This is a genomic window from Sphingomonas naphthae (genome assembly GCF_028607085.1).
GTDB lineage: Bacteria > Pseudomonadota > Alphaproteobacteria > Sphingomonadales > Sphingomonadaceae > Sphingomonas_Q > Sphingomonas_Q naphthae.
Genome location: NZ_CP117411.1, coordinates 3,611,635 through 3,638,046, shown reverse-complemented (window position 1 = coordinate 3,638,046; position 26,412 = coordinate 3,611,635). Strand labels below are relative to the sequence as shown.

Below are 26,412 nucleotides of genomic sequence, written 5' to 3'. Positions count from 1 at the left end.
GCAGAGGTGGAGAGACGGAATATGCGCTTCGAGGGCACCAGCGGCTATGTCGCGACCGATGATCTGAAGGTCGCGGTCAACGCCGCCGTCGCGCTCCGGCGCCCGCTGCTGGTGAAGGGCGAGCCCGGCACCGGCAAGACCGTGCTGGCGCACGAGATCGCCAAGGTGGCCGGCGCGCCGCTGATCGAATGGCATGTGAAATCCACCACCAAGGCCCATCAGGGCCTCTACGAATATGACGCGGTGGCGCGGCTGCGCGACGGCCAGCTGGGCGATCCCCGCGTCCACGACATTTCCAACTACATCCGCAAGGGCAAGCTGTGGGAGGCGTTCACCGCGCCCCAGCTGCCCGTGCTGCTGATCGACGAGATCGACAAGGCCGACATCGAATTTCCGAACGATCTGTTGCAGGAACTCGATCGGATGAGCTTCGACGTCTACGAAACGGGCGAGACGGTGGCCGCGAAGGAACGTCCGATCGTCGTCATCACCTCCAACAACGAAAAGGAGCTGCCCGACGCCTTCCTGCGTCGCTGCTTCTTCCATTATATCAAGTTCCCCGATCGCGAGACGATGCAGGCGATCGTCGACGTGCATTTCCCCGGCATCCAGAAACTGCTCGTCTCGCGCGCGCTGGAGATATTTTACGAAATCCGCGAGGTGCCGGGCCTGAAGAAGAAGCCCTCGACCAGCGAACTCATCGACTGGCTGAAGCTGCTGATGCACGAGGACATGCCGCTGGAAATCCTCCAGAACCGCGACCCGAAAAAGGCCATCCCCCCGCTCCACGGCGCCCTGCTGAAGAACGAGCAGGACGTGATGCTGTTCGAGCGGCTGGCGTTCCTGGCGCGGCGGCAGGGCGCCTGACCGAGCCGCGCGACGCGCCGGCCTCTGTCGGCGCCACCCGCTTCGCCCGCATCCGCGCTGCGCTCGAGGCGCGCACGCCGCGCACGGGCTGGCGGGCGGGGGTGTGGGAGTTTCTGCTGTTCGGGTTCAAGCAGGGCTGGGCCTGCCTGTTCGGCGGGCTGATGCTGGGGCTGTTGCTCGTCACGCATATGTCGTGGCCGGCCGAGGCGCCGATCGCGCGCTACGATTTCCTCACCGTCGCGGCGCTGGCGATCCAGATCGGCATGCTGGCGTTCCGGCTGGAGACGCTGGCCGAGGCCAAAGTGATCCTCGCCTTCCACATCGTCGGCACGGTGATGGAGCTGTTCAAGACGAGCGTGGGATCGTGGGTCTATCCCGAGCCGGGGCTGCTGCGGATCGGCGCTGTCCCGCTCTTCTCCGGCTTCATGTATGCCGCCGTCGGCAGTTATATCGCGCGGGTCTGGCGGATCTTCGATTTCCGCTTTCCGGGCTATCCGCCGCGCGGCGCGACGATCGTGCTGGCGGTGGCGATCTACCTCAATTTCTTCGCGCACCACTGGCTGCCCGACATAAGGATCGGCCTGTTCGCGGTAACGATCCTGCTGTTCGCGCGGACCTGGGTGGTGTTCCGCCCGGCGGCGGTGGATCGGCGGATGCCGCTGCTGCTCGGCTGGCTGCTGGTGGCGCTGTTCATCTGGTTCGCCGAGAATATCGGCACCTTTGCCCGCGCCTGGACCTATCCGTCGCAGGCGCACGGCTGGGCGCCGGTGTCGCTCGCCAAGCTCGGTGCGTGGTATCTGCTGATGATTATTTCGTTCGTGCTGGTCACCCTGGTGCACGGGGCGCCGGATGCGGCGCAGGCCGCTGATAAGCCGCAATAAACCCGGCCTCGTCACAGACGCGGAACGATAAACCCCCGATGAACATGAGAAAAACCGGGGCGATCGGGGCGTATTCGCAGGATCCATGCGGGGAACCAACAGGGGTTCGATCGCATTCTTCGCCCCGGTTACAGATTATCGGAGTATCATCATGCGTAGTCATTTCGCCGCTGCGGCGCTTGCCGCGGCCATGGTCGTCTGCGCGCCGACGATGGCGCTGGCGGGCGACCGGGACAATGCCCGCGTCGCGATCGCCGAGGCCAAGGCCAAGCTCGACATGAACGAGAAGACCGGCGTGACCGGTGAGGCGGCCGACATCCAGTCGCGCGGTCGCATGGCGCTCGACAAGGCGCAGCATGAATTCAAGAAGAGCGACGAGGATGGCGCGCAGGCCGCCGCCCGCGAGGCGAGCGCGCTCGCCGAACTCGCCGCCACCACCCAGCAGAAGCAGACGATCGACGGCCAGACGGCGCTGACCGCAGCCACCGTCCGCCCGAACTGATCCAGCCATTCCAGGGAGAGACTCCATGAAGAAGATCCTCGTCGGCCTGATGGCCGCCACCCTCCTCGCCGGCGCCGGTGCCGGCCCCGCGTTGGCCGGCAAGACCGACCGCGTCGTCGTCAACCAGTATCGCGACAAGATCGCCGCCGCGCGCGGCGAGCCCGGTGTCGCGCAATTCGGCTCGGCCGAACTCGACAAGGCCGAAGCGGCGCTGCCGCTGCTCGAAAAGCGCCTCGACGATCGTGATTCCAAGCAGGTCGAATCCTCCATGTCGGAGATCGACGCGCTGATCGCCTCGGCCCGTGCCCGCGCCGACGTGGCGAGCGCCAAGGATCGCGCCGTCGCCACCGCGCAAATTAAGTCCGATCAGGTCGCGAGCGCCCAGGCCGAGGCCGATCGCGCCCGTGCCGCCGCCGCCCGTTCGCAGGCGGATGCCGCCCGGTCGCAGGCCGAGGCCGCCAAGGCCCGCGCGGCGCTGGCCGATCTCCACATGCGCCAGACCGCGCTCGGCGCGACCCTCGTGTTGCAGGATGTCGTGTTCCAGACCGGCAAGGCCGAGCTGAAGCCGGGCGCCGCTGCCCGCCTCCAGCCGCTCGCGGCCTATCTCCAGACCAACCCGGAGGTGAAGGTGCGGGTCGATGGGCATACCGATTCGCAGGGGTCGGATGCGTCGAACCAGTTGCTGTCCGATGCCCGCGCCTCGGCGGTGAAGGGTGCGCTCGCCACGATGGGCGTCGATCCGTCTCGCGTGGAATCGGTCGGCCATGGCGAGGCCCAGCCCGTCGCCGACAATAGCAACAGCGCCGGCCGCCAGCAGAACCGCCGCGTCGAAGTGACGTTGGTCGGCCAGCAGGCCAACAGCTTCGCCGCGCTCAACTGATCGGCGATCGCTTTTGAGGATGAAGCCTCTCCCGGAAACGGGAGGGGCTTTTTCTTTGCGTGGCGACGGGCGGGGTGTAGCCTCGTCCCCATGTTCCTCAATTTCCTCGATCAGCTCCGCGCGGCGGGCATTCCGGCGTCGCTCAAGGAGCATCTCGTGCTGCTCGAGGCGCTCGACAGACAGGTGATCGATCGCACGTTGGACGATTTCTATTATCTGGCGCGCGCGACCTATGTGAAGAACGAGACGATGATCGACAAATTCGATCGCGTCTTCGCCCAGGTCTTTCAGGGCGTGATCGCCGCCCAGGGCGAGCAGGCCGAAATCCCCGCCGACTGGCTGCGCGCCGTGACCGAGAAGATGCTGACCGAGGAGGAGGAGAAAGCGATCGAATCGCTCGGCTCCTGGGAGGAGATCATGGAGACGCTGAGGAAGCGGCTCGAGGAGCAGGAAAAGCGCCACGAAGGCGGCAGCAAGTGGATCGGCACCGGCGGCACCAGCCCGTTCGGCCACAGCGGCTACAATCCCGAAGGCGTGCGGATCGGCGGACAGAGCCGGAACCGCCGCGCGATCAAGGTGTGGGACAAGCGCGAATTCCGCGATCTCGACGCCAATCAGGATCTCGGTACGCGCAACATCAAGATCGCGCTGCGCCGCCTGCGCCGCTTCGCGCGGGAAGGCGCGGCCGACCAGCTCGATCTGGGCGCCACGATCGACGGCACCGCGCGGCGCGGCTTCCTCGACATCGCGATGCGGCCGGAGCGGCGCAATGCGGTGAAGCTGCTGCTGTTCCTCGATATCGGCGGATCGATGGACGATCACGTCCGCACCTGCGAGGAATTGTTCTCGGCCGCGACCGCCGAGTTCAAGCATCTCGAATTCTTCTACTTCCACAATTGCGTCTACGAAGGCGTGTGGAAGGAGAATAAACGCCGCTTCACCGATCGCACCCCGGTGATGGATGTGCTTCACAAATTCGGCCACGATTACAAATTGCTGTTCGTCGGCGACGCCTCGATGAGCCCCTATGAGATCACCCATCCGGGCGGATCGGTCGAACATATGAACCCGGAGCCGGGCGCCCTGTGGCTGAAGCGGCTGACCGACACCTATCCCTCGGCCGCCTGGCTCAACCCGGTCGAGGAAAGTTACTGGCCGCGCAGCCAGTCGATCCGCATCATCCGCGAGCTGATGGACGACCGCATGTATCCGCTGACGCTCGATGGACTGGAGCGGGCGATGCGCGGACTGATCCGCAAGCGATAGGCTATTTCCCGAAGCTCACCTTCGCCCCCACCCACACCGATCGCGGCGCGCCGGGTGCATAGAAGGTCGAGCTGACCAGCGGGCGTTCGCCGCCGATCACGGGTGCCGCGAACGGGCGGGCGACGAAGCGGCCGGCGGCGTCGAAGGCGGTGACGCCCAGTTGCGCGGCGGTCGCATAGCCCTTGTCGAACAGATTCTCGACCTCGACGAACAGCTTCAGCCCCTCGACCGGGCGCCATTCGGCCCCGCCGTTGACGACCGCATAGCCCTTGGTGCGCCCGCTCCCGAGATAATAGACGCCGTCGGCCTTGTGCTCGCCATTCTCGTTGCCGCGCGCGAACGAGCCCGAGATGGCGACCATGTCGGCCGAAAGGGTCAGCCGGTCGGTCGCGTCGAGCGTCGCGCCCGCCTTGAAGATGTGGCGCGGCACCAGCGGGATGCGGTCGCCCTTCCCGATCTCGATCTCCCCCTCGAAGCCGGGGGCGGGGCCGTCGCGGCTGCTGTTGGCCTCGCCGTTGACCGCTTCCTCGCTGCGATAGGTGGCATCCAGATAGGTGTAATGCGCCGTCAGGCCGAGCTTGCCGAAGCGGGCGGTCGCGCCTGCCTCTATCCCCTGCCGCCGCGTCTTTCCAAAGTTGCGGAAATAGCCGAATCCGGTGGCGTCGCTGGCGACGAACAGGATGTCGTCGCGGTTGACGATGCGGAAGATGTTGGCGTTCCACTCGACCGCGCCGGTGCGCAGGCTCCCGCCGATCTCGCCGGTCCGTGCCACCACCTGCTTGAGCGGCGGATCGCCCGCCAGTGCGTTGGGCAGGCGGCACGGGTTCGCCGGGTCGGCGCAGCCCAGCTCGATCGCGGAGGGGGCGCGGCTGGACTGACTGAGGGTCGCATGAAAACCGACCCGGCGATCCTGATAGGTGAGGGCGACCGCGGGATTGACCCGGTCGAAACGGTGATGCCCGTCGAGCGAGCCCGATCCGCCGCCCGGCGTGATCCGGTCGCTGTTGCGCACGATCGTGCGATCGTAGCGCACCGATGCGGTGACGCCGAGGCCGGGCGTGAGCATGAAGGTGTCGGTGGCATAGCCGCTCAGCGCATAGGTGCGGCCGATCAGATTGACGCGGGCATCGAAGGCATTCTCCGAATCCTGCGAGCCGTCCGCGAAGGCGCCCCGCCCGGTGACGCCGATCACGCCGCGATCAGGGGTCAGATAGCCGAATTGCGAGCTTTGCGTGAAATGGGCGCGGCTGGCTTCATAGACGCCGCCCACCGCCAGCACATTGTTGGCGGAGGTGAAGCGGAATTCGCCCGATCCGCCGAGCTGATATTCTTTGGCGCGGGTGCGGTTGATGAGCGCGTTGCACTTCTCGTTGGGCTCGCTGTTGAGGAGCGCGTTGGCGATGCAGCGCCATTTCGGAAAGGGCGTGTTGGCCTGGGTCTCGCCGGCGGTGGGGAAGCCGGTGAAGCCGGCGGCGGTCAGCGCGGTGCGCTCGGCGGCGGAGGGCTGATAGACATTCTCGCCCAGCGCGCCTTCGTTGATGTCGCCATTGTAGGTGCGCGTCGCGATCCTGCGCCAATAAGCGTTGCCGACGAAGCGGATGCTGTCCGAGAAACGATGGTCGAGCGTGGCGGTGAGGAAGCCGGCGCGGTTATGGGTCTCGTCGGGCTTGGTATAGACGCTCGATCGATCGGCGTTCAGCAGCCGCATCTCCTGAAGGCCGTTGCCGGTCAGATGGTTGACGACATAGCCGCCCGACAGCGACACGTCGGTCGTGGCATCCGCCCAGCCGCCCTTGGCGAAGCTCTGGAAGGAGCGGGTGGGCGAGGAGTCGCGCCAGCCGTCGTCGCCGTAGCGGTTGGCGGTGGCGTAGCCGTAAAAGCCGCTGTCGCCGCCCGTCGCCACCTCGATCTGCGCCAGCCGTCGCCCGAACGATCCGGCGCGGCCCTCGATCGCGAGCTTGGGCTCGCCGCGCCCGTCCCTGGTGCGGATGGCGATCGCGCCGCCCAGCGTGTTGCGGCCGAACAGCGGGTTGGAGCCCGGCACCACCTCGACCGTGCGGATCGCGGCGCGCGGGATCAGATCCCAGCTCACCACGTCGCCGAACGGCTGGTTGACCCGCACGCCATCCAGATAGACCGACAAGCCCTGCGGTGTGCCCAGCAGCGGCGAGGCGGTGAAGCCGCGATAATTCACGTCGGGCTGGAGCGGATTGCCCTGCGTCTCGGTGACGGTGACGCTCGGCGCGGTGCGGACGAGGAAGTTGGTCAGGTCGAGCGCGCGGGTGGCCTCGATCCTCGCGGCGGTCGCGGCCTGCACGCCGGCCTCCTTCGCGAGCGGGGTGGGCGCGGTGACGATGATGTCGGCCGGCGCTCCAGCTGCGAGGGCCGGCGCGGCCATCGCCAGGATCGACGTGCCCGCCAGAATCCGTGTCCCCAAACGCATCGCTCACTCCCCGTTCTGTTATGACGGGTCTGGTAGGCGAGGCGGGCGACGGGCGTCCTGAGACGGCTCTCAGGCGGTCTCGTCCTTTGGTGTGATTCGGTAGCCGTGGCCCCGCACGGTGGCGATCCGCGGCGCAGTGGGCAGCGTCGCGAGGCGGCGGCGGAGATAGCCGACATAGACGTCGACGACATTGTCGCTCGCCTCGCCATCGCCCCACACGTCGGCGATCAGCCGCTCGCGCGAGACGGGTTCGCCGCCGGCCCGGACGAGCGCGGCGAGGAGGTCGTATTCGCGACGGCTGAGCGACAGCGGAACCCCATCCACCACCGCGCCCGGCGCCTGCGGATCGAGGCGGAGGTTGGCATAGCCCGGCACGCTGGCGCCGGCCGAGCGGCGGACGAGGGCGGCCAGCCGCAGCACCAGTTCCTCGAAGGCGAAGGGCTTGGAGAGATAATCGTCGGTGCCGGCGCGGAAGCCCTCCAGCCGATCCTCCAGCGCGGCGCGGGCCGTCAGCATCAGGATCGGCGTGGTCAGGCCCTCGGCGCGCAGCGCGCGGCACAGCGCATTGCCGTCGGCATCGGGCAGGCCGAGATCGAGGATCATCGCGGCGAAGGCGCCCGTCTCCAGCGCGGCGCGGACGCGGCGGCCCGAGCGCAGCCATTCGACGCGATAGCCCTCGGCACGCAGCCCCCGGCCGACGAAGCCGCCGATCGCGGCATCATCCTCAACGAGCAGGATCGCGGTCACGCGAGCGGTAGCCGCATTACGAGGCGCAGCCCCCCGCCCGGCCGGTCCCCGGCGGCGATCGTGCCTTGGTGCTGCTCTATCACCCAGCGGGCGAGCGTGAGGCCGAGCCCGCTGCCACCGCGCTCCGGCGCGCCGCGCCCCTGATAGAAAGCGTCGAACAGATGGGGGCGATCGGCCTCGTCCACGCCGACGCCCTCGTCGGTGACGGTGATGCGCGCCACCCCGCCGTCGCGATCGAGCGCGAGGTGGACCCGTCCCCCCTCGGGCGAGCATTTGCCGGCATTGTCGAGCGCGGCGAGGATGGCGTGGGCGAGCCATTCGCCGTCGCCGGTCGCCGCCACCGGCGCATCGGGCAAGGTGACGGCCAGATCGGTGTCGACCAGCAACGGCCGGGCCAGCGCGGCAGCGCGCTCGACCACGGCGCGCAGGTCGATCGGGGCGTGGGTCAGGGCGAGGCGGCCATCCTCGGCGCGCGACAGGGCCAGCAGATCGTCGAGCCGGCGGTGGAGCAGGCCGGCGTGGGTGAGGATCGTCTCCAGCGCCGCGTGCTGTGCCGCCGGATCGGGACGGCCGCGCAACGCCACCTCCGCCTCGCCGCGCAGCACCGTGGCGGGGGTACGCAATTCGTGGCCGACGGTGGCGAGGAACAGCCGCCGGTCGCTGTCGATCCTGGCCAGTTCGGCCGAACGCGCGGTCAGCGCCTCGGTGCGGGCGGCCACCTCGACCTCCAGCCGGCGATTGGCGGCGAGCAGCAGCCGTGCCGCCAGCAACACCGCGCCCGCCAGCAGCGCCGCCAGCCCCGCCATCAGCAGCGGCGTGCGCGCGCGCAGCCGCGCCATCGCCTCGGCCGTCTCGCCCATCTCGCCGCGCTCGCGATCGACGATGGCGCGGGCGAGGCGGCGGACGGCGGGGCTGTCGATCGGCCGGGCGGCGGCGAGGCGCGCCAGATGCGCCGCCTCGTCGGCCTCGCGCGCGTCGCCGCCAGTCAGCGCGCGCTCGGCGGCGGTGGAATGACGATAGGCGGCGGCGAGGGGCGCGATGTCGCCGCCGGTGCGGGCGGCGTCGAGGATGCGATCGGCCAGCATCATCTGCTCCTGCGATCGCACGCTGCGGCGGAGCAGGCCCTCGGCCTGCCCCAGGCTCGCGATGGCCACCGCCACCAGCGCGACCACGCACAGGCCGAGCCCGGCGGCATAGCCGGCCGGCACCCATGCGATGCGTCGTGGCTGGCGCCCCTCCATGCGGCACGGGGTCCACGATCGGCCGGCGGAATGCAATGGTCGTGCTGCTTCGCCGCAAAACGTGTTTGCGCGGACCTGCCCATGCGATAGCAAGCGATTGGAGGCCGGCGTGGGGAGTTTCGGGGCTGTGAAGTTCAAGGCGATCGGTGTGACGGCGCTCCTGCTGGCGTTCGCGTCGGCCCCGGCGCTCGCGGGTGTTGCCGAGGGCAATGCCGCGTGGATGGCCGGCGATTTCAACAAGGCGGTGATCGAATGGCGCCCCGACGCCGACGCGGGCGTGCCCGAGGCGCAGTTCAACCTGGGCCAGGCCTATAAGCTGGGTCGCGGCGTGACGATGAACCTGGCCGAAGCCGAGAAATGGTATCGCAAGTCCGCGCAGCTCGGCTTCGCCGACGCGCAGGACCTGCTGGGCCTGATGCTGTTCCGCCAGGGCGACCGCAAGGAAGCCATGATGTGGATCGAGAAATCGGCCGCCCGGGGCGAACCGCGCGCGATGTATGTGCTGGGCACCGCCAAATTCAACGGCGATTTCGCCGCCAAGGACTGGCCGGGCGCCTATGCGCTGATGACCAAGGCGTCGGCCGCCGGCATCCCGCAGGCCAAGCAGAGCCTCGACCAGATGGAACGCTATCTGACGCCGCAGGACAAGGCGGCGGCGGGCGTGACGGCCGATACGCGCCTCGCGCAGAACAGCCAGCCGCCCGCCTCGCCGCGCGTGCCGCAGGGCACGGGCTATACACCGGTCAACCCGGCAGCCGCGCCCGCTCCGGCACCCGCGCAGGTGGCCGCCGCCGCGCCCGCCTACCAGCCGCCCTATCAGGCGCCGCCGATGGCCCCGCCCCCGCCGCCCGCCGCCGATGGCCCGACGGTGAACATGGACGGCGCCAGCGTCGCCGTGCCGGGGCCGGAAGTGAACGTGCGCGCCAGCAGCGTGCCGGGTACGATCCAGCAGGTGCCGGTGCCGGGATCGACGGCCGCCCCCGCGCCGGTCGCCCCGCCGCGCGCCGCGCCGCCGGCCTATGTGCCGCCCGCCTACACCCCGCCCCCGCCGGCCCCGGTGCAGGTGGCCGAGGCGCCCGCGCCCAGGCCGGCCCCGCCGAAGCCCGCGCCGCGCCCGGCCGGCACCGGCCCGTGGAAGATCCAGCTCGGCGCCTTCGCCACGCCCGGCGGCGCCAAGGAGGCGTGGCTCAAGCTCTCGGGCCGGGTCGGCATGTTGCAGGGCCTGCGCTATGCGCCGCAAGCCGCCGGGTCGGTGACCCGCCTCCAGGCCGCCGGCGTCGCCAGCAAGGCCGAGGCGCAGCGCATCTGCCGCGCGGTGGTCGCGGTGGGCAACGGCTGCTTCCCGGTCGCGCCCTGACTGCGGGTGCGCTAATTTCCGCGCTCTCCTTGTGCTCCTGCGCAGGCAGGAGCCCAGGGTTACTGAGGACACCGCTTGCCGCCCCTGGGCTCCTGCCTGCGCAGGAGCACGGCAGTGCAGCGTTTCCGCGTATCGAATTATGACCGCACCCGATCTCTTCGAGGATTTCGAGGCACCCGTGCGGCGGGCGCCCGACGAGGATGTGCTGACCCTCGCCCTCGACGGGTGGGAGGGACCACTCGACCTGCTGCTCACCCTCGCGCGCAACCAGAAGGTGGATCTGCGCGAAATCTCGATCCTCCAGCTGGTCGAGCAATATCTCGCCTTCGTCGAGGGCGCGCGGGCGGTGAAGCTGGAGCTGGCGGCCGATTATCTCGTGATGGCGGCGTGGCTGGCCTATCTCAAATCGGGTCTGCTCCTGCCGCGCGATCCCGAGGTGGAGCCCAGCCCCGAGGAACTGGCGCTGCGCCTGCAACTGCGCCTCCAGCGGCTCGATGCGATGCGCGAGGCGGGCGCCCGGCTGATGGCGCGCGACCGGCTCGGCCGCGACGTGTTCGTGCGCGGCGCGCCGGAGGGGCTGGCGGTGGTGAGGAAGCCGGCGTGGGAGGCCAGCATCTACGATCTGCTCGCCGGCTATGGCGCGGTGCAGGCGCGCAACCGCCCGGTCGTCCACATCGTCGCCCACCGCGACGTGATGACGCTGGAGGCCGCGCTGGCGCTGGTCGAGAAGATGGTGGGTATCCGGCTCGACTGGTCCAGCCTGGAAAGTTTCCTGCCCGATGGCCTCACCCCGCAGCTGCGCCGCTCGGCGCTGGCCTCCAGCTTCGTCGCCTCGCTGGAACTGGCGCGGCAGGGCAAGGTCGCGCTCCAGCAGGAGGCCGCCTTCGCCCCGCTGATGGTGCGCCGGGCATGACCGAGAGCGAACGGCAGGTCGAGGCGGCATTGTTCGCCGCCGAGGGGCCGATGAGCGAGGCCGAGATCGTCGAGGTAATCGGTGGGCCGGTGCGCGAGGCGCTGCACGGCCTCGCCGCGCGCTATCAGGGCCATGGCATCGAACTGGTCGAGCGTGGCGGGCGCTGGCATTTCCAGACCGCGCCCGATCTGGCCTATCTCCTCCGCCGCGAAAAGAGCGAGCCGCGCAAGCTGGGCCGCGCCGCGATCGAGACGCTCGCCATCATCGCCTATCACGAGCCGGTCAGCCGCGCCGAGATCGAGGCGATCCGCGGCGTCACCGTCGCCAAGGGCACGGTCGATACGCTGCTGGAGGCGGGCTGGGTGCGGCCGGCCGGGCGGCGCGAGGGGCCGGGGCGGCCCCTGCTGTTCGCGACGACGCCGGGTTTCCTCACCCATTTCGGCCTCGCCTCCCGCCGCGACCTGCCGGGGATCGAGGATCTGCGCGCCGCCGGGCTGCTCGATCCGGTCGATCTGGCGCTGGAGGAGGCGCTGGGTGCGGCCCCCAAAGAGGACGATGACGCCGACATGTAACCGGATCGTCACCGATCCGTCAGCTTACGGTGGAAAAGCGGCGCGGGGACGCCTAGATAGGCGTCACACTCCCCGGGAGATTCGTGATGGGCTTGTCGCTTCCGCATATTTTGATCCTCGCGGTCGTGGCCGTGCTGCTGCTCGGCGGCGGTCGCTTCTCCGCGATGATGGGCGACGTCGCCAAGGGCGTTAAGCAGTTCAAGAAGGGCATGTCCGAAGAGGACGAGGCCAAGGCCAACCCGCCCGTGCGCCTTCAGGCGCAGCCGCCGCTGGAGCCGAACCCCGACCGTGACCTTCAGCCCGCCAAGGACGATCGTCCGGCGCACTGATCGTTTTCGGGGGCTGTTTTCGATGGAGCGTTTCGCGCGTCCCGATCTGATGCGTTGCGATTCCGCCGGTCTGGCGGGCTGATCGCACGATGTTCGACGTCGCACCGACCGAACTGCTGGTCATCGCCATCATCGCGCTCGTCGTGATCGGCCCCAAGGATCTGCCGCGCGTGATGGGCGTGGTCGGCCGCTGGGTCGGCCGCGCGCGCGGCGTCGCCCGCCATTTCCGCGAGGGGCTGGACGAGATCGTCCGCCAGTCCGAGCTGGAGGAGATGGAGAAGAAGTGGCGCGCCGAAAATGAGCGCATCATGCGCGAGCATCCGCCGACGCCCGCCATCGAGGGCCAGGTCGTCGATGGCCAGGTGATCGAGGGCGAGACGGGCGAACCCGCACCGCAGCCGATGCTGCCCGCCGCCACCGACTATCCGCCGCACCCCGCCACGGCCACGCCCGAGGATGGCGCGCATGTGCCCGAGCCGATCCCCGGCGAGGTGCTGCCGACCCCGCATATCCCGCATCCCGCACCGACAGCGGCGCCCGAGCCCTTGAAGGCCGAGGAACCGCCCGCCCCATCCAGCGAGTCGAAGCCGTGAGCGAACCCGACGAAATGGATTCGTCGCGCGCGCCGCTGCTCGAGCATCTGATCGAGCTGCGCCGCCGCCTGCTCTGGTCGATGGGCGCGGTGGGCGTGGCCTTCGCGGTCTGCCTCTATTTCTCGCGCGATATCCTGGGCTTTCTCGTCCACCCGCTGGTCGTCGCGGGGCAGGGCAAGGTGGTCTACACCCAGATTTTCGAGGCGTTCGTCGTCGAGCTGAAGGTCGCCTTCTTCTCGGCGCTGATGATCGCCTTTCCGGTGATCGCCAACCAGATCTGGAAGTTCGTGGCGCCCGGCCTCTACAAGCAGGAGAAGCGCGCGCTGCTGCCCTTCATCTGCGCCACGCCGATCCTGTTCCTGATGGGCGCCAGCCTCGCCTATTTCGTCGCGATCCCGCTGGCGCTGCACTATCTGCTTAGCTTCTCGGGCAATCTCGGCGGCTTGCAGCAGGAGGCGCTGCCGGCGGTGGGCAGCTATCTCAGCTTCGTGATGCAATTCCTGTTCGGCTTCGGCGCGGCCTTCCTGCTGCCGGTGCTGCTGATGCTGCTGGAGCGCGGCGGGATCATCACCGGCGATCAGCTGCGCGGCTTCCGCCGCTACGCCATCGTCCTCAACTTCGCGATCGCCGCCGTGCTGAGCCCGCCCGACGTGGGATCGATGATGCTGATGGCGGTCCCGCTGGTCATCCTCTACGAATTCGCCCTGATCGGCATCCGCCTGACCGAACGCAAGCGCGCCAAGATCGCCAGCGATACGAGCGCGGACGCGGCCTAGCCGTCCTTTTACCCGTTCGTCCTGAGCGTAGTCGAAGGGCGTGCGATCGGACGCACCGCTTGGGTGCACGCCCCTCGACTTCGCTCGGGGCGAAGGGTCATTGGCGCCGCTCGAACGAAAAAGGCGCCGCCCCTCTCGGAAGCGACGCCTTCTCACGTGAGCCCGAAGGCCAGCGAATTACTTCGACTTGTTGGCCGTCTTCGACACGGCGTCGCCCGCCGAGGAAACGTCCTTGCCGGCGCCTTCGACGGTGTTGCACGCCGAAACCATCAGGGTGCCGGCGACCAGCGCGAGCGCGAGAACCTTACGCATGTTGAAACTCCTTGAGATCGCTCCGTCGATGACCGGCGGATCGCGGGACCAATCGCCGATGCGGGGGTTTGTTCCGCCACCGTCCATCGGGCCAGCGCATTGATATATCTGGACGAAATGCCCCGGACATGAGTGGGCCCGGAGACGTCGTGGGGGGGAAACGACGTGTCCGGGCCCTAAGAGTGGATAGCGAGAGCGGGGGGGGCAAAAGGTCGCTATCCGAAGTGTAGAACCGCCCTCGCGGCCAAGGGTTCCTCACCCGCGACAAAAAAGATTCGAAAAAGGTTCGATTATGGCGCGGCTCAGTTGAGCGGGTCGGCGAGGCTGGGAATCTCGATCGCGTAGCTGCCGTGCTCGGCATCGTAGATCAGCGGCGAGCGCAGCTGGCGGGCGAGGCCCTCGATGATGCGGCGGAAGCGTTCGTAGGCGGGATGCTCGGTACAGGCCTCGCCGCGCAGGCCGGGCGCCACGATCGTCAGCAGCATGCGGTTGGCGACCGATCCGGACGTCACCGCCAGCGCGGCGCCACCCTTGGGGTCGCAATCCATCACCAGTTCGATCACCTCGGTGAACAGGAAGGCGATGGGGACGGCGGTATCCTGCGTCACGGCGGCGGGCGCCATGTTGACGGTGATCGAGAAATGCGTGGCCTCGGGCGGGGCGGAGCCGCGCAGGTTGGCGGCCAACTCGCTCAGCAGGGTGCGCAGGTTGATGCCGCGATTTTCCTCCATCTCTGCATAATGATTGCGGTGGACGACGGACAGCGCATCCACCCGCCGCTGGATCGAGGCATAGGCGCGCTGCACGTCGCCCTGCGTGCCGCGCGCGTGCAGGTTGATGAGCGAGGCGACGACCTGGAGGTTGTTCTTGACCCGGTGGTGCACCTCGCGGGTGAGCTTGGTCTGGCGCATCAGCCCCTGCTCCAGCTCGGCCTCGTGCGTGGCGATCTCGGCGGCGGACGCGCGGAAGGCCTCGGCGAGATTGCGGATCTCGTGGCTGGGGGTGGCGAGGCGCGGCACGACGAATTCGGGATCCTCGGGGCTGAAACGCGTGACGGCGCGCTCCAGATCGGCCAGCGGGCGCAGCAGGAGCCGTTCCACCACCAGCCAGCCGATGATGGCGCCGGCCAGCCACATCAGGATCGGCAGCAGCACCAGCAGCACCTCGATCGCGCTGACCGTGGCGACGTTGATCGTCATGGCCAGAGCCATCTGCCCGCCGGCGACGGGCGCGGTGACGGTGACCCTTTGGTCGAGCGCGCCGCCGGGGCGGGGCGGGCCGAGGCGCAGCCGGGCGGCGCCCTGGATCAGGGTCGCGCCATGCGACTGGGTGATCGGCGAGACGGCGCTGTCGAAGGCGGCGAGCGGAATGTCGGCGGCGGCATAGCCGCTGGCGGACGGCACCGTCAGGCGGATCCCGCGCGGATCGCCCAGCGCCAGCACGTCGATCGTGTCGGGGGTGCGCGGCGGGGCTGCACGGCCGGGGGCGGGATCGCTGGCGCAGCGGCGCAGGCCGGTGCGGGTGTAGAGCGCGGTGCGGGCACCCTGATCGGCGAGCGCCGTGGCCAGGCCCGCCAGTTGCGCGCGGCAGGCGACATAGCCGGGATCGCCGCTGCCGATCGCGGCACGCATCCGCTGGGCATCGCGCTCGATCAGGATATCGATCTGGCTGGCGGCCTGGCGGACGATGATGCCGGCGTCGAGTTCATGCTGGGCGCGGTTGTTCTGGGCCGAACGTATCGAGGCGAAGAGCGCGATCAGGCCGAGCGGCAGCAGGCAGAGGGTGAGGATCACCAGCATCCGCGTGCCGGAGGAAACGCCGGTCAGGCGGGCGGCGGCGCGCGCCCGGGCGGGAGCCTCGGACGCCATCAGTCTGCCGCCGCACGATGCTGCGTAGCGCGGGGCTGCGTAGCGCCGGCGTGCGCCATCAGCCCGGTATCATCAGGAAAGTTTGCGCAGCAGATCCAGGAATTCGTCGGGAACATCCTCGCGGACTGCCTCGTCATAGGCAGAGCGCAGGGCGTTGCCGACATGATTCTCGCTACGTTTGCGGGTGGCTTTACGCGCCGCGCCGCTGCCATCCTTGCTGTCGAGTGCTGGGCGCTTGGCCTCGTCGTCATCATTCCTGGAAGCCAAATCGCCCGTCCCCTTTCGCCCCGTGAAGAGCGATCATCACATCGGTCCCGCGCCAGACACCCCGGACATCCCGTGTCGTGGCTAGCGCCCAAACCCCTAAACATGCAACCTATGTCGTCACGGGCCTGAAACGTCCGTTACGAATTGGCTGCCCGCGGCTGAAACAAAACACGCGCAGGATGGTTCCAGCAAAACCCGCACACCGATCCCGACAGGGCCGGCGGACGGGCAAGGGGGTGGTTTCAGGGGCGAAAGGGCCCCGAAGGACCATCCCGGGGGATGGCGCGTCACGGCCCGGACTCCATGTGCACATCGAAGGAGAATTCACGACCATGTCGCTCGGCCAGGATCTCGCGCCCCACCTTCCCTTCCTGCGCCGCTATGCCCGCGCACTCACCGGCAGCCAGCAGCATGGCGACAATTATGTCCGGGCGACTCTTCAGGCGATCGTCGCCGCGCCGGACGATTTCCCCCGCGAGGTGGATGCCCGCGTCGGCCTCTACCGCATGTTCCAGGGCATCTGGGCCTCTACCAATCTCGATCAGGACGAGAATGACGGCGTCGGCGGCGGCGACATCGCCAGCGCCCGCCTCGCCCGCATCACCCCGCGCTCGCGCCAGGCGCTGCTGCTGACGGCGATGGAGGGCTTCACCTCCGAGGACGCCGGCTATCTGATGGAGACCGACGCCGCCGAGGTCGACGACCTCGTCAGCGAGGCGCTGTCGGAGATCGAGCGCCAGACCCATGCCGACGTGCTCATCATCGAGGACGAGCCGATCATCGCGATGGACCTGGAAACGATCGTCCGCGATCTGGGCCACAACGTCACCGGCGTGGCGGTCACCCGCGACGAGGCGGTGGCGCAGGCGATCGCGCAGCGCCCCGGCCTGGTGCTGGCGGACATCCAGCTGGCCGACGACAGCTCCGGCATCGACGCGGTGAAGGACATCCTCGCCGAATTCGCGGTGCCGGTGATCTTCATCACCGCCTTCCCGGAACGCCTGCTGACCGGCGAGCGGCCCGAGCCGACCTTCCTCATCACCAAGCCGTTCCAGCGATCGACCGTGAAGGCCGCGATCAGCCAGGCGCTGTTCTTCGATTCGGCCACCGTTCCGGCCTGACCGAAACGGCGGCGATGGAACCTGAACGCCGGCACGCGGTTGTTTGAGGCGTGCAACGACCGGCGGAAACGCCGGTCGGGCTTCAGGAGACGATCATGGTACATGAGGGCGACACGCATCTGACGGGCACCGAAGCCCGCGCCGGCTCCAAGACGAAAGTGACGCGCTATGTCCTCGGCATTTCGCTGACACTGATCGTCATCATCTTCGCCGTGCTGCTGTTCCTGTATCGATAAGCCCGGGAGCCCCGCACCGCCGGGGCTCGCAATGGCGACTCGCGTCGCCTATATATGACGAAGTGGGCGGCCCCGGCCGCCGGAGGGGAATTCCTGACGCATGACGGATTTGGACACGACCGAGGGCGAGCCCGCAGCGCCGCCCGAGCATGTCGCTCTGTCCGACGATGCGTTTCGCGATGAACTCGCCCGCGTCATTCCCCATCTGCGCGCCTTCGGGCGCTCGCTTTCGGGCAATCGCGATCTCACCGACGATCTGGTGCAGGAAACGCTGCTGAAGGCGTGGGCCGCGCGCAAGCGATTCCAGGCCGGCACCAACATGCGCGCCTGGACCTTCATCATCCTGCGCAACCTGTTCCTCAGCCAGATGCGCCGCGCCCGCTTCAAGGGCGAGTGGGACGATGTGACCGCCGCCAAGATCCTCGCCGCGCCGGCGAGCCAGGATCGCCATGTCGAGTTGGGCGATCTCCAGCGGGCGCTCCTCCACCTGCCGCAGCCGCAGCGCGAGGCGCTGATCCTGGTCGGCGCGGGGGGCTTCGCTTATGAGGAAGCGGCCGAGATCTGCGGTTGCGCCGTCGGCACGATCAAGAGCCGGGTCGCGCGCGGCCGGGTCGCGCTCGAAGCGCTGCTGAGCGACGGCAAGCTGCCGTCGCGCCGCGAAGCGCCCGAGAATGTGAACACCGCGTTGCAGACGATCATGGACGAAGTGGACGACCTCAGCCGCGGCCATTGAGCCGCGAACCCCGTGCTCCTGCGGAGGCAGGAGCCCAGGGTTATCGGAGCGCGGCAGTTGGGGCTTTGGGCTCCTGCTTTCGCAGGAGCACCGAGTGATTATTTCAGCGCAGCTTGTCCAGCAGGGCGCGGAATTCGGAGGGCATGTCCTCCGCCTGTCGGCCGAAGACGGCGCGCAATGCTCCACCCACGCCTTCCAGGGGGGAAGGGGGCGTGACCGCCTCGGGGTTCGACCCGCCGCCGATTTTCCGGCCTGTCTGGGTATGTGTTGCCATCTCCATGATGCGATAACGAGGCATGTGCCGGTAAGTTGCTCTTTTCCGCCGTTTCGCAGGCGGAATGCTGATTCAGGTTAGGTGATGTGACCCAGAATCCCCTCGCCCTTGCCGACGCCCTCTCGCGCATCGAGCGCGATGCCCCCTTCCTGCGGCTGCTCGCCCAGCGGCGACCGGAGGTGGTGGCGCGGATCGAGGCGGACGGCGTGGCGGCGGCGATCGCGGCGGCGGGGGCGGAGGCGGCAGAAGACCCCACCCCCCGCGCGCTCCGGCGCGAGCGGCAGGCGGTGGCGCTGGCGGTGGCGGTGGGCGATCTCGCCGGCCTGCTTACGATGGAACAGGTGACGCGGGCGCTCTCCGATTTCGCCGATCGCGCGCTCGATCGGGCGATCCGCGCCGCCATTCTCGAACGCACGCCCGATGCCGAGCCGGTCGGCATGGCGGCGCTGGCATTGGGCAAGCATGGCAGCCGCGAACTCAATTATTCGTCGGACATCGATCCGATCCTGATCTTCGATCCCGCGACCCTGCCGCTGCGCCCCAACGAAGACCCCGGCGAGGCGGCCGTGCGGATCGCGCGGCGCGTGGTGGAGCTGCTTCAGGCGCGCGAGGCGGACGGCTATGTGCTGCGGGTCGATCTGCGGCTGCGGCCGACGCCCGAGGCGAGCCCGCTCGCCGTGCCCTACGCGCAGGCCCTGCTCCATTATGAATCGAGCGCGCTGCCGTGGGAGCGCGCCGCCTTCATCCGCGCCCGCGCGGCGGCGGGGGATGTGGCGCTGGGCGCGCGCTTCCTCGATCAGATCCGCCCGTTCGTGTGGCGCCGCTCACTCGATTTCGGGGCGATCGGCGAGATCCGCGCGCTCAGCCGGCGCATTCGCGGCCATTATGCGCAGGGGCAGGCGCTGGGGCCGGGGTACGACGTGAAGCGCGGGCGCGGCGGCATCCGCGAGGTGGAATTCTTCGCGCAGATCCATCAGCTCATCCATGGCGGGCGCGAACCCGGCCTGCGCGCGCCGGCCACGCTCGACGCGCTGGCGGCGCTGGCCGGAGCGGGGCGGATCGGGCGCGACGAGGCGGTGGTGCTGGGCGACGCCTATCGCCTGCTCCGCACGATCGAACATCGCCTCCAGATGATCGACGACCAGCAGACCCACCGCCTGCCCCGCGATCCGGCCGCGCTCGATGGCGTGGCGCGGCTGCACGGGCTGGCACACGGCGCGGCGCTGCTCGCGCTGCTCGCGCCGACGATCACCGCCGTGGGCCATATCTACGACGCGCTGGAGGATGAGGCCGCGCCCGGCCTGCCGCAGGACGGCGACGCGCTGGAAGGCGCGCTGGCGGCGCTGGGCTTTACCGACGCGGGCGGCGCGCGGGCGCGGGTGGCGGGCTGGCGCGCGGGCGACATTCGCGCGCTGCGCAGCCCGCAGGCGCAGGCCGCGCTGGAGGAGGTGCTGCCTGGCCTCGCCGCCGTGCTGGGCGCGGCACCCGATCCGGCGCATGCGATCAACCGCTTCGACGATCTGGTCCGTGCGTTGCCGAGCGCGATCAACCTGTTCCGCCTGCTGGAGGCGCGGCCGGCGTTGCTGGCGCTGCTGGCCGATATCCTCAGCCACGCGCCCGCGCTGGCGGCGCAGCTCGGCCGCCGTGCCGATCTGCTCGACGGGCTGATCGACGCCACCAGCCTGACCCCGCCGCCCGACGTGGCGACCCTGACGGCGCAGTTTTCGGCGCGCGAGCGGGGCGACGATTATGAGCGCCTGCTCGACAGCGTCCGCCGGCAGGTGAGCGAACGCCGCTTCGCGCTGGGGGTGCAGCTGATCGAGGCGGCGTCCGACGCGATCGAGGTCGCGCGCGGCCATGCCCGCGTGGCGGAGGCGGCGCTGGCGGCGCTGGGCGCGGCCGCCGTCGCGGAGTTCGAGGCGGCGCATGGCCGGGTGCCGGGCGGCGAGCTGGTGATCTTGGCGCTCGGCCGCTTCGGCGGCGGATCGCTGACTCATGCCTCCGATCTCGACCTGATCTACCTGTTCACCGGCGATCATGCGGCGGAATCGGATGGCCGCCGGCCGCTGGGCGCCACCCAATATTTCCAGCGGCTCGCCAGCCGCGTCTCGGCGGCGCTCTCGGTGCCGACCGCCGCCGGGCCGCTGTACGAGGTGGACACGCGGCTGCGCCCGTCCGGCACGCAGGGGCTGCTCGCCGTCTCGCTCGACAGTTTCGCGCGCTATCAGGCGGAGAGCGCCTGGACATGGGAGCATATGGCGCTCACCCGCGCGCGGGCCGTGTTCGGATCGGACGCGGCGCGGGCCGAGGTGGCGGCGATCATCGCCGCCACGCTGGATCGCCCGCGCGAGGATACCGCGCTCACCGCCGATGTGGTGAAGATGCGCGGCGATGTCGCGCGCCACAAGCCGCCGGCCGGGCCGCTCGACGTGAAGCTGATCGCGGGCGGGCTGATCGATGCCGAATTCACCGTCCACCTGCTCCAGCTGCGCCATCGCACCGCGTTCGATCCGCGCCTGCGCCGGGCGGCGGCGGCGCTGGCCGAGGCCGGGCTGCTCGATCCCGGCTTCGCCGCCGCGCATGAGTTGATGACCCGGCTGCTGGTGACCCTGCGGCTCGTCTCGCCCGGATCGGAGGCGCCGGCCGATGCCTCCCGCCCGATCGTGGCGCGGGCGTGCGGCCTGCCCGACTGGGCGGCGCTGATGGCGGCTTATGCCGATGCGCGGGCTCTGGTGGCGGGCGAGTGGCGCCGGGTCGCGCGGCTCGATATGACGCCGCAACCCCAGGAGGAATGATATGATTCAGGAAGGCGATGCCGCCCCAAACGTGACGCTGATCGCCGCCGATGGCAGCCCGATGCCGCTCGCGGGGGTGGCAAAGCCGCTCGTCCTCTATTTCTACCCCAAGGACGACACGACCGGCTGCACGAAGGAGGCGCAGGCCTTTTCCAATCTGGCGGACGATTTCGCGGGCGCGGGCGTGTCGCTGCTGGGCGTGTCGCGCGACAGCCCGAAGAGCCACGCGAAGTTCACGGCCAAGTATGATCTTCGCGTGCCGCTGGCGACGGATGACGAGAGCGTGAGCACGGCGTTCGGCAGCTGGGTCGAGAAGCAGATGTACGGCCGCACCTATATGGGGATGGAGCGATCGACCTTCCTGATCGACGCGGACGGGCGGATCGCCAAGGCGTGGCGCAAGGTGAAGGTGGCGGGCCATGCCGAGGCGGTGCTGGAGGCGGCGCGGGGGTTGGGCGCAAAAGGCTGAGCGCTTTTCCTTCGCCGTTCGTCCCGAGCGCAGTCGAGGGACGTGCCCCAAGCGCGTGGCTCTCCACGTCCCTCGACTGCGCTCGGGACGAACGGATTTTGTAAGAACGACATGACCACCATCGCCGAAGCCTGCGCTGCCGTCCTCTCGACCGCCGATCCGCGCGCGAAGGTCCGCGCCGCCCGCCGCACCGCGCGGGAATGGCGGGCGGGCCGGCTCGTGTTAGACTTCGCCGCGCCGATGCCGGAGAGCCCGGCGCGGCCCGCCCGCCCCGAATTCCTGCCCCCCGCCCGCATGGCCAGACGTGGTCGCGCCGGGAGCGAGGCCGGGCGGATCGCGATGCTGCACGCGGTGGCGCACATCGAATTTTCCGCGATCGATCTGGCGTTCGACGTCGCCGGGCGCTTCGGCGGCCAGTTTCCGCGCGCCTTCGTCGATGACTGGATGCGGGTCGGCGCGGACGAGGCGATGCATTTCGCCTTGCTCGATCGACGGTTGCGCGCGCTCGGCAGCCATTATGGCGCGCTGCCGGCGCATGACGGGCTGTGGCAGGCGGCCGGGGCCACGCGGCATGACGCGCTCGCCCGGCTGGCGGTCGTGCCGATGGTGCTGGAGGCGCGCGGGCTGGACGTGACGCCGGCCATGGTCGAGCGGTTCGCGCGGGGCGGCGACGGCACTTCCGCCCGCATCCTCACGCGCATCCTGAACGACGAGATCCGCCATGTCGGCACGGGCGTCCGCTGGTTCGGTTTCGTTTGTGCGGCGCAACGATTCGAGCCCGCCGTAACCTGGCATAAGATGGTCAGGGAACATTTTGGCGGGAGCCTGAAACCGCCGTTCAACGACTCGGCGCGGGCCAGTGCCGGTCTGACGAAAGAATACTACGCCGCGCTTGCCGCGGGGGAACAAGCCTAACAGAAGGGTTTGGCGTCTGCGGGTGGGGCAATTTCTCGACGGCGTTACCAGTAATCGACCCGGGCGGCTTACCTGCCCGGCTCCAGCCTGTCGGGGATGGAATGACGCTTTTTGTGCGCCTGCTAACGTCGATCGCTCGTGAGGGCTCCAAGGCCATCCTCTACCCGGTAACCGCGCTGGCGGTGATGGCGGCCCCCGCGATCGCGGCGAGCAGCCTCGCCAAGGAAAGCCTCACCGTCCGCGAGGCGCAGCACGCCGCCGCGCTCGACAGCCTCGACGAGGGCGAGACCGGCAAGGTCGTCGCCGCCTCGGCCAGCAAGGCGGGCGACCCCGAATTCAACGCGCTGTTCCAATCCTGGAAGAAGCTCGACGCGCTCTCGCAGGGCGCCATCTCGATCCCCTCGACCAAGCCGGTCGAAAGCGCCACCTTCACCAGCGATTTCGGCGTGCGCGCCGATCCTTTCCGCCGGGTGGCGGCGATGCACGCCGGCATCGATCTCGCCGGGCCGGTCGGCACGCCGGTCTACGCCACCGCCGATGGCGTGATCGATCGCGCCGAATGGGCCGGCGGCTACGGCAATCTCGTCGAGATCGATCATGGCAAGGGCGTGCAGACCCGCTTCGGCCACCTTTCGCGCATCCTCGTGAAGCCCAACACCTTCGTGAAGCGCGGCGAACTGATCGCGCTGATGGGCTCGACCGGCCGCTCGACGGGCAGCCACCTGCATTACGAAGTCCGCATCGACGGCCGCGCGGTCAACCCGCTGCCCTATCTCCAGTCGGCCGATTACGTCAGCGCGGTAAAGACCCGCGTCGCCGCCGCCAACGCCAAGGTGGCGCTGGGCGGCCCGGACGAGGTGGATTGATTTCCTGACGCGCCGGTAGCCGGCACGACGGCGGAAATCTCTCAGCCCCCGGCCGTGTCCCCGTCGCCCGACAGGAACACCACCAGCGGCCCCTTCCGCCCCTCGGCGATGCGGGCCATCAGCCGCTGTTCGGGATCGATCTTGAGGAAACCGGCGCGGCGCACCGTCTCCATGTGGACGAACACGTCGCGCTCGTCATGGTCGCGCACGACGAAGCCATAGCCCTTGAGCTGGTTGAACCATTTCACCGTGACCGGCTCGACCGGGCCGGCATCGGCGATCAGCGCGCCCGGATCGACATGGTCGGCGGCGCGGCGGCTGGCGAGATCGGCGTCTGGGCCGGTCGCGGTGGACAGATCGAAGGACAGGATGGCGCGGGCCTGCATGCCGCGATCGCGCTTGACCGCCTCGCATACCACGCTGGTGCCTTCGGGCAGGGTGCGGCGGCCATGGTCGCGCAGGACCGAGAAGTGAACGAGGATATCCCCCTCGCCCCCATCGCCGACGACGAAGCCGAAGCCGAAGCCCCGTGTCGCGTCGAACCATTTGACGCTGCCCTGGACACGAAGCGCCGGCTCGTTCGCGCCATCCGGCGCGACCGCTTCCGCTTCATTCCGTGCAACCCCCCGGTCGTACAGTGCTGGCCCCCCTGCCATAGAAGACGACGCTAACATGGTTTCTTCTTGGGAAAAGAGGATTTTCGCGAGTCGTACAGCCTCTATTCAGCGATTTCCTCGCCGGGTGTGGCCTGAAGGATGCGCCGCGCCACCTCCGGCCCATGTCCCGCCCGCATCATTGCCGCGAAAGCGCGCCTTTTGGCGTCGGGATCGAGCGGTTCGGCGGCATAGGGGCCGAATCGGCGTTTGCGGGCGAAGGCGAGCGCGCTGTCCCACTTGCCGTCCTCCGCCGCGCCATTGGCCTCGGCCGCATCCTCGGGCGCGACCCCGGCGGCCTTCAGCGCCTCGCCGATCCGCCGCGCGCCATAGCCGCGCCGGGTGAGCGAGCGGCCCTTGGCCTCGGCGAAGGCGGCATCGTCGATATAGCCGAAGCCGGTCATCTTCTCGACGATGGCCTCGATCGGCGGGCGCGCATCCTCCTCCGCCGCGCCAGCCGCGCCGAAGCCGCGCTCCTGCACCTTGCGGCGCAGATAGGTGGCGAGCTTGGCCCGCGTCGTCGCGAAGCGGGCGCAATAAGAGAGCGCCAGCGCCTCCAGCCGGGCCGCGTCGAGCGGCGGACGCCCCTCCGTGGGCTTGCGGTTATGGGGCAAGCGTGTCACGCGCCATCTTTGTGCCATAGTAGCGCCGGATTTTGAACGCCGAGATCGTTCATCGCAGACTTGGCGGTGAATGTGTAGATGACCGCCCAGTGACGACCAGTTGACGACCCAGTGACGATTTGGAGACGCTCGCCAGTGACGCCCGACGCCGCAGGCCAGATGAATGTTTCGGCAGGAATGCCGACGCTGGACACCCTGCCCCGCCGATTTGCCGATTTCGCCACGCTGGGCGACGCCCTCGATTATGCCGCGAGCGGCGCGCGGGGGCTGAATTTCCATGACGCACGGGGCAATCTCGCGCGGGCCTATGGCTATGCCGAATTGCGGCAGGACGCGCTGGGCCATGCCCGCCGCCTGATCGCGCTGGGCGTGAAGCCGCGGGACCGCGTCGCGCTGGTCGCCGAAACCAGCCCGGATTTCGCCGCTCTGTTCTTCGGCGCGGTCTATGCCGGCGCCTGGCCGGTGCCGCTGCCGCTGCCGACCAGCTTCGGCGGGCGCGACGCCTATATCGACCAGCTCGCCGTGCAGCTCGCCAGCAGCGACCCCAAGCTCCTTCTCTTCCCGCGCGAGATCGCGGCGATGGCGGGCGCCGCCGCCGCCGCGAAGGGCGTCGAGGGCGTGGTGTGGGAAGACCTGATCGCGTCCGCCGCGCCGGAGGCCGTGCTGCCCCGCGCCGAGGCCGACGATGTGGCCTATCTGCAATATTCGAGCGGCTCGACCCGCTTCCCGCATGGCGTGGCCATCACCCACCGCCAATTGCTGTCCAACCTGCGCGCCCATTCGATCGGCATGGAGGTGGTCGACAGCGACCGCTGCGTCTCGTGGCTGCCCTGGTATCACGACATGGGGCTGGTCGGCTGCTTCCTCTCGCCGGTCGCCAATCAGGTGACCGCCGATTACCTCAAGACCGAGGATTTCGCGCGGCGCCCGCTGGCGTGGCTCGATCTCATCAGCCGCAATCAGGGCACGACGCTCTCTTACTCGCCCACCTTCGGCTACGACATCTGCGCGCGGCGCATGTCGAGCCAGACGCGGGCTTCCGATCGCTTCGATCTGTCGCGCTGGCGGGTGGCGGGCAATGGCGCGGACATGATCCGCCCCGACGTGATGCAGGCGTTCGTCGACGCCTTCGCCGAGGCCGGCTTCAAGGCGGAAGCCTTCCTGCCGAGCTACGGGCTGGCCGAAGCCACGCTCGCCGTGTCGATCATGCCGCCGGGCGAGGGCATCGTCGTCGAGCTGGTCGAGGAAACCGAATTGTCGGGCGGCGATGCCGGCCCGGCCGGTCGCCCGCAGCGCTATCGCGCCATCGTCAATTGCGGCAAGCCGTGCCTCGGCATGGAAGTCGAGATCCGCGAGGAGGACGGCAAGCGCCTGCCCGAGCGCGCGATCGGCAAGGTCTGGTGTCGCGGCTCCTCGGTGATGGTCGGCTATTTCCGCGACGAGGCGGCGACCGAGGCCTGCATGGTCGGCGGCTGGCTCGACACCGGCGACATGGGCTATCTCTCGAACGGCTATGTCTACATCGTCGGCCGGGCGAAGGACATGATCATCATCAACGGCAAGAACCACTGGCCCCAGGATATCGAATGGGCCGTGGAGCAATTGCCGGGCTTCAAGGCGGGCGACATCGCCGCCTTCGCCATCACCACGCCGGGCGGCGAGGAAACCCCCGCCGTCCTCGTCCAGTGCCGCACCAGCGACCCGGAAGAGCGCAGCCGGCTCCGGGATGCCATCCGCGAGAAGGTCCGCGCGATCACCGGCATGCACTGCGTGGTCGAACTCGTGCCGCCCAAGACCCTGCCGCGCACCAGCTCGGGCAAGCTCAGCCGCGCCAAGGCGCGCAACCTGTATCTGTCGGGCGAGATCCAGCCCTACGACGTGGCGGCCTGAGCCGATCCTGACAGGGCAGCGCC

The 26,412-nt window shown here is 69.2% G+C and carries 28 protein-coding genes; 19 read left to right on the top strand and 9 right to left on the bottom strand.

All coding sequences use genetic code 11. The features are described 5' to 3' along the window. The first annotated feature begins 21 nt into the window (after window positions 1-21). The 5 genes from PQ455_RS17570 to PQ455_RS17550 all read left to right on the top strand — a co-directional run bounded on the left by PQ455_RS17570 (window position 22) and on the right by PQ455_RS17550 (window position 4,396). Entirely contained in the window at window positions 22-867 is an 846-nt protein-coding gene (locus PQ455_RS17570) for an AAA family ATPase (protein ID WP_273687578.1), read from the top strand. Continuing rightward, window positions 864-1,748 carry a DUF817 domain-containing protein gene (locus tag PQ455_RS17565; protein WP_273691436.1) on the top strand — a complete coding sequence of 295 codons (885 nt, stop codon included), beginning with the start codon at window positions 864-866 and terminating at the stop codon, window positions 1,746-1,748. The genes PQ455_RS17570 and PQ455_RS17565 overlap by 4 nt, the downstream gene beginning before the upstream one ends. A gap of 151 nt (window positions 1,749-1,899) precedes the next feature. After that, entirely contained in the window at window positions 1,900-2,250 is a 351-nt protein-coding gene (locus PQ455_RS17560; protein WP_273687577.1) for a hypothetical protein, read from the top strand. Between the two features lie 25 nt (window positions 2,251-2,275). Continuing rightward, on the top strand, window positions 2,276-3,130 hold the full coding sequence (locus PQ455_RS17555) for an OmpA family protein (protein ID WP_273687575.1): 855 nt from the start codon (window positions 2,276-2,278) through the stop codon (window positions 3,128-3,130). 90 nt (window positions 3,131-3,220) lie between these two features. Continuing rightward, window positions 3,221-4,396 (top strand): vWA domain-containing protein, encoded by a 1,176-nt coding sequence (locus tag PQ455_RS17550; protein ID WP_273687573.1) that lies wholly within the window; start codon window positions 3,221-3,223, stop codon window positions 4,394-4,396. A 1-nt stretch (window position 4,397) separates the two neighbouring features. On the opposite strand, the gene PQ455_RS17545 is transcribed toward PQ455_RS17550, so the two are convergent. From PQ455_RS17545 to PQ455_RS17535, 3 genes are all read right to left on the bottom strand, one after another. After that, complete coding sequence (locus PQ455_RS17545; RefSeq protein ID WP_273687572.1) at window positions 4,398-6,839, bottom strand: TonB-dependent receptor; 2,442 nt, start codon at window positions 6,837-6,839, stop codon at window positions 4,398-4,400. Between the two features lie 69 nt (window positions 6,840-6,908). Further along, window positions 6,909-7,586: a response regulator transcription factor gene (locus tag PQ455_RS17540; RefSeq protein ID WP_273687571.1), complete on the bottom strand. Its 678-nt coding sequence runs from the start codon at window positions 7,584-7,586 to the stop codon at window positions 6,909-6,911. Beyond that, entirely contained in the window at window positions 7,583-8,827 is a 1,245-nt protein-coding gene (locus PQ455_RS17535) for a sensor histidine kinase (RefSeq protein ID WP_273687570.1), read from the bottom strand. The genes PQ455_RS17540 and PQ455_RS17535 overlap by 4 nt, the downstream gene beginning before the upstream one ends. 109 nt (window positions 8,828-8,936) lie before the next feature. Here PQ455_RS17535 and PQ455_RS17530 point away from each other — a divergent pair, with 109 nt between their 5' ends. The 6 genes from PQ455_RS17530 to tatC all read left to right on the top strand — a co-directional run bounded on the left by PQ455_RS17530 (window position 8,937) and on the right by tatC (window position 13,367). Continuing rightward, on the top strand, window positions 8,937-10,184 hold the full coding sequence (locus PQ455_RS17530) for an SPOR domain-containing protein (RefSeq protein WP_273687568.1): 1,248 nt from the start codon (window positions 8,937-8,939) through the stop codon (window positions 10,182-10,184). Window positions 10,185-10,323: 139 nt separating this feature from the next. Further along, on the top strand, window positions 10,324-11,097 hold the full coding sequence (locus tag PQ455_RS17525; protein WP_273687566.1) for a segregation and condensation protein A: 774 nt from the start codon (window positions 10,324-10,326) through the stop codon (window positions 11,095-11,097). Continuing rightward, window positions 11,094-11,669, top strand: a complete 576-nt coding sequence (scpB, locus tag PQ455_RS17520) for an SMC-Scp complex subunit ScpB (protein WP_273687564.1) — start codon at window positions 11,094-11,096, stop codon at window positions 11,667-11,669. Before PQ455_RS17525 ends, scpB begins: the two co-directional genes overlap by 4 nt. An 86-nt stretch (window positions 11,670-11,755) precedes the next feature. Next, the gene (locus PQ455_RS17515) at window positions 11,756-11,998 is read left to right on the top strand and encodes a twin-arginine translocase TatA/TatE family subunit (RefSeq protein WP_273687562.1); all 243 of its coding nucleotides are present in this window, start codon (window positions 11,756-11,758) and stop codon (window positions 11,996-11,998) included. 89 nt (window positions 11,999-12,087) lie between these two features. Next, window positions 12,088-12,591 (top strand): Sec-independent protein translocase protein TatB, encoded by a 504-nt coding sequence (gene tatB, locus PQ455_RS17510; RefSeq protein ID WP_273687559.1) that lies wholly within the window; start codon window positions 12,088-12,090, stop codon window positions 12,589-12,591. A 14-nt stretch (window positions 12,592-12,605) separates the two neighbouring features. Continuing rightward, window positions 12,606-13,367: a twin-arginine translocase subunit TatC gene (tatC, locus tag PQ455_RS17505; protein ID WP_273691432.1), complete on the top strand. Its 762-nt coding sequence runs from the start codon at window positions 12,606-12,608 to the stop codon at window positions 13,365-13,367. Between the two features lie 177 nt (window positions 13,368-13,544). Here the strand turns inward: tatC and PQ455_RS17500 are convergent, their stop codons facing one another. From PQ455_RS17500 to PQ455_RS17490, 3 genes are all read right to left on the bottom strand, one after another. Then, the gene (locus tag PQ455_RS17500) at window positions 13,545-13,679 is read right to left on the bottom strand and encodes an entericidin A/B family lipoprotein (RefSeq protein ID WP_273687557.1); all 135 of its coding nucleotides are present in this window, start codon (window positions 13,677-13,679) and stop codon (window positions 13,545-13,547) included. A gap of 302 nt (window positions 13,680-13,981) precedes the next feature. Then, on the bottom strand, window positions 13,982-15,547 hold the full coding sequence (locus PQ455_RS17495) for a sensor histidine kinase (protein WP_273687556.1): 1,566 nt from the start codon (window positions 15,545-15,547) through the stop codon (window positions 13,982-13,984). A 72-nt stretch (window positions 15,548-15,619) separates the two neighbouring features. Next, on the bottom strand, window positions 15,620-15,814 hold the full coding sequence (locus PQ455_RS17490; RefSeq protein ID WP_273687554.1) for a NepR family anti-sigma factor: 195 nt from the start codon (window positions 15,812-15,814) through the stop codon (window positions 15,620-15,622). 332 nt (window positions 15,815-16,146) lie between these two features. Here PQ455_RS17490 and PQ455_RS17485 point away from each other — a divergent pair, with 332 nt between their 5' ends. The 3 genes from PQ455_RS17485 (at window position 16,147) to PQ455_RS17475 (ending at window position 17,904) form a co-directional block, all read left to right on the top strand. Continuing rightward, the gene (locus PQ455_RS17485; RefSeq protein WP_273687552.1) at window positions 16,147-16,935 is read left to right on the top strand and encodes a response regulator; all 789 of its coding nucleotides are present in this window, start codon (window positions 16,147-16,149) and stop codon (window positions 16,933-16,935) included. 95 nt (window positions 16,936-17,030) lie between these two features. After that, complete coding sequence (locus tag PQ455_RS17480; RefSeq protein WP_273687551.1) at window positions 17,031-17,171, top strand: hypothetical protein; 141 nt, start codon at window positions 17,031-17,033, stop codon at window positions 17,169-17,171. A gap of 100 nt (window positions 17,172-17,271) precedes the next feature. Beyond that, window positions 17,272-17,904: a sigma-70 family RNA polymerase sigma factor gene (locus tag PQ455_RS17475; RefSeq protein WP_273687550.1), complete on the top strand. Its 633-nt coding sequence runs from the start codon at window positions 17,272-17,274 to the stop codon at window positions 17,902-17,904. A gap of 103 nt (window positions 17,905-18,007) precedes the next feature. Here the strand turns inward: PQ455_RS17475 and PQ455_RS17470 are convergent, their stop codons facing one another. Further along, complete coding sequence (locus tag PQ455_RS17470) at window positions 18,008-18,178, bottom strand: hypothetical protein (protein WP_273687549.1); 171 nt, start codon at window positions 18,176-18,178, stop codon at window positions 18,008-18,010. Window positions 18,179-18,264: 86 nt separating this feature from the next. Between PQ455_RS17470 and PQ455_RS17465 the strand changes: the two genes are divergently transcribed. From PQ455_RS17465 to PQ455_RS17450, 4 genes are all read left to right on the top strand, one after another. Beyond that, window positions 18,265-20,973 (top strand): bifunctional [glutamine synthetase] adenylyltransferase/[glutamine synthetase]-adenylyl-L-tyrosine phosphorylase, encoded by a 2,709-nt coding sequence (locus PQ455_RS17465; protein ID WP_273687548.1) that lies wholly within the window; start codon window positions 18,265-18,267, stop codon window positions 20,971-20,973. A gap of 1 nt (window position 20,974) precedes the next feature. Continuing rightward, complete coding sequence (locus PQ455_RS17460) at window positions 20,975-21,442, top strand: peroxiredoxin (protein ID WP_273687547.1); 468 nt, start codon at window positions 20,975-20,977, stop codon at window positions 21,440-21,442. A gap of 111 nt (window positions 21,443-21,553) precedes the next feature. After that, the gene (locus tag PQ455_RS17455; RefSeq protein WP_273687545.1) at window positions 21,554-22,357 is read left to right on the top strand and encodes a ferritin-like domain-containing protein; all 804 of its coding nucleotides are present in this window, start codon (window positions 21,554-21,556) and stop codon (window positions 22,355-22,357) included. A gap of 101 nt (window positions 22,358-22,458) precedes the next feature. Continuing rightward, complete coding sequence (locus PQ455_RS17450; protein WP_273687543.1) at window positions 22,459-23,223, top strand: M23 family metallopeptidase; 765 nt, start codon at window positions 22,459-22,461, stop codon at window positions 23,221-23,223. A gap of 41 nt (window positions 23,224-23,264) precedes the next feature. On the opposite strand, the gene PQ455_RS17445 is transcribed toward PQ455_RS17450, so the two are convergent. Beyond that, the gene (locus PQ455_RS17445; RefSeq protein WP_273687541.1) at window positions 23,265-23,879 is read right to left on the bottom strand and encodes a cold-shock protein; all 615 of its coding nucleotides are present in this window, start codon (window positions 23,877-23,879) and stop codon (window positions 23,265-23,267) included. 62 nt (window positions 23,880-23,941) lie between these two features. Further along, the gene (locus PQ455_RS17440) at window positions 23,942-24,499 is read right to left on the bottom strand and encodes a regulatory protein RecX (RefSeq protein ID WP_273687539.1); all 558 of its coding nucleotides are present in this window, start codon (window positions 24,497-24,499) and stop codon (window positions 23,942-23,944) included. 177 nt (window positions 24,500-24,676) lie between these two features. Here PQ455_RS17440 and PQ455_RS17435 point away from each other — a divergent pair, with 177 nt between their 5' ends. Further along, complete coding sequence (locus PQ455_RS17435; protein WP_273687537.1) at window positions 24,677-26,389, top strand: fatty acyl-AMP ligase; 1,713 nt, start codon at window positions 24,677-24,679, stop codon at window positions 26,387-26,389. Window positions 26,390-26,412 lie beyond the last annotated feature (23 nt).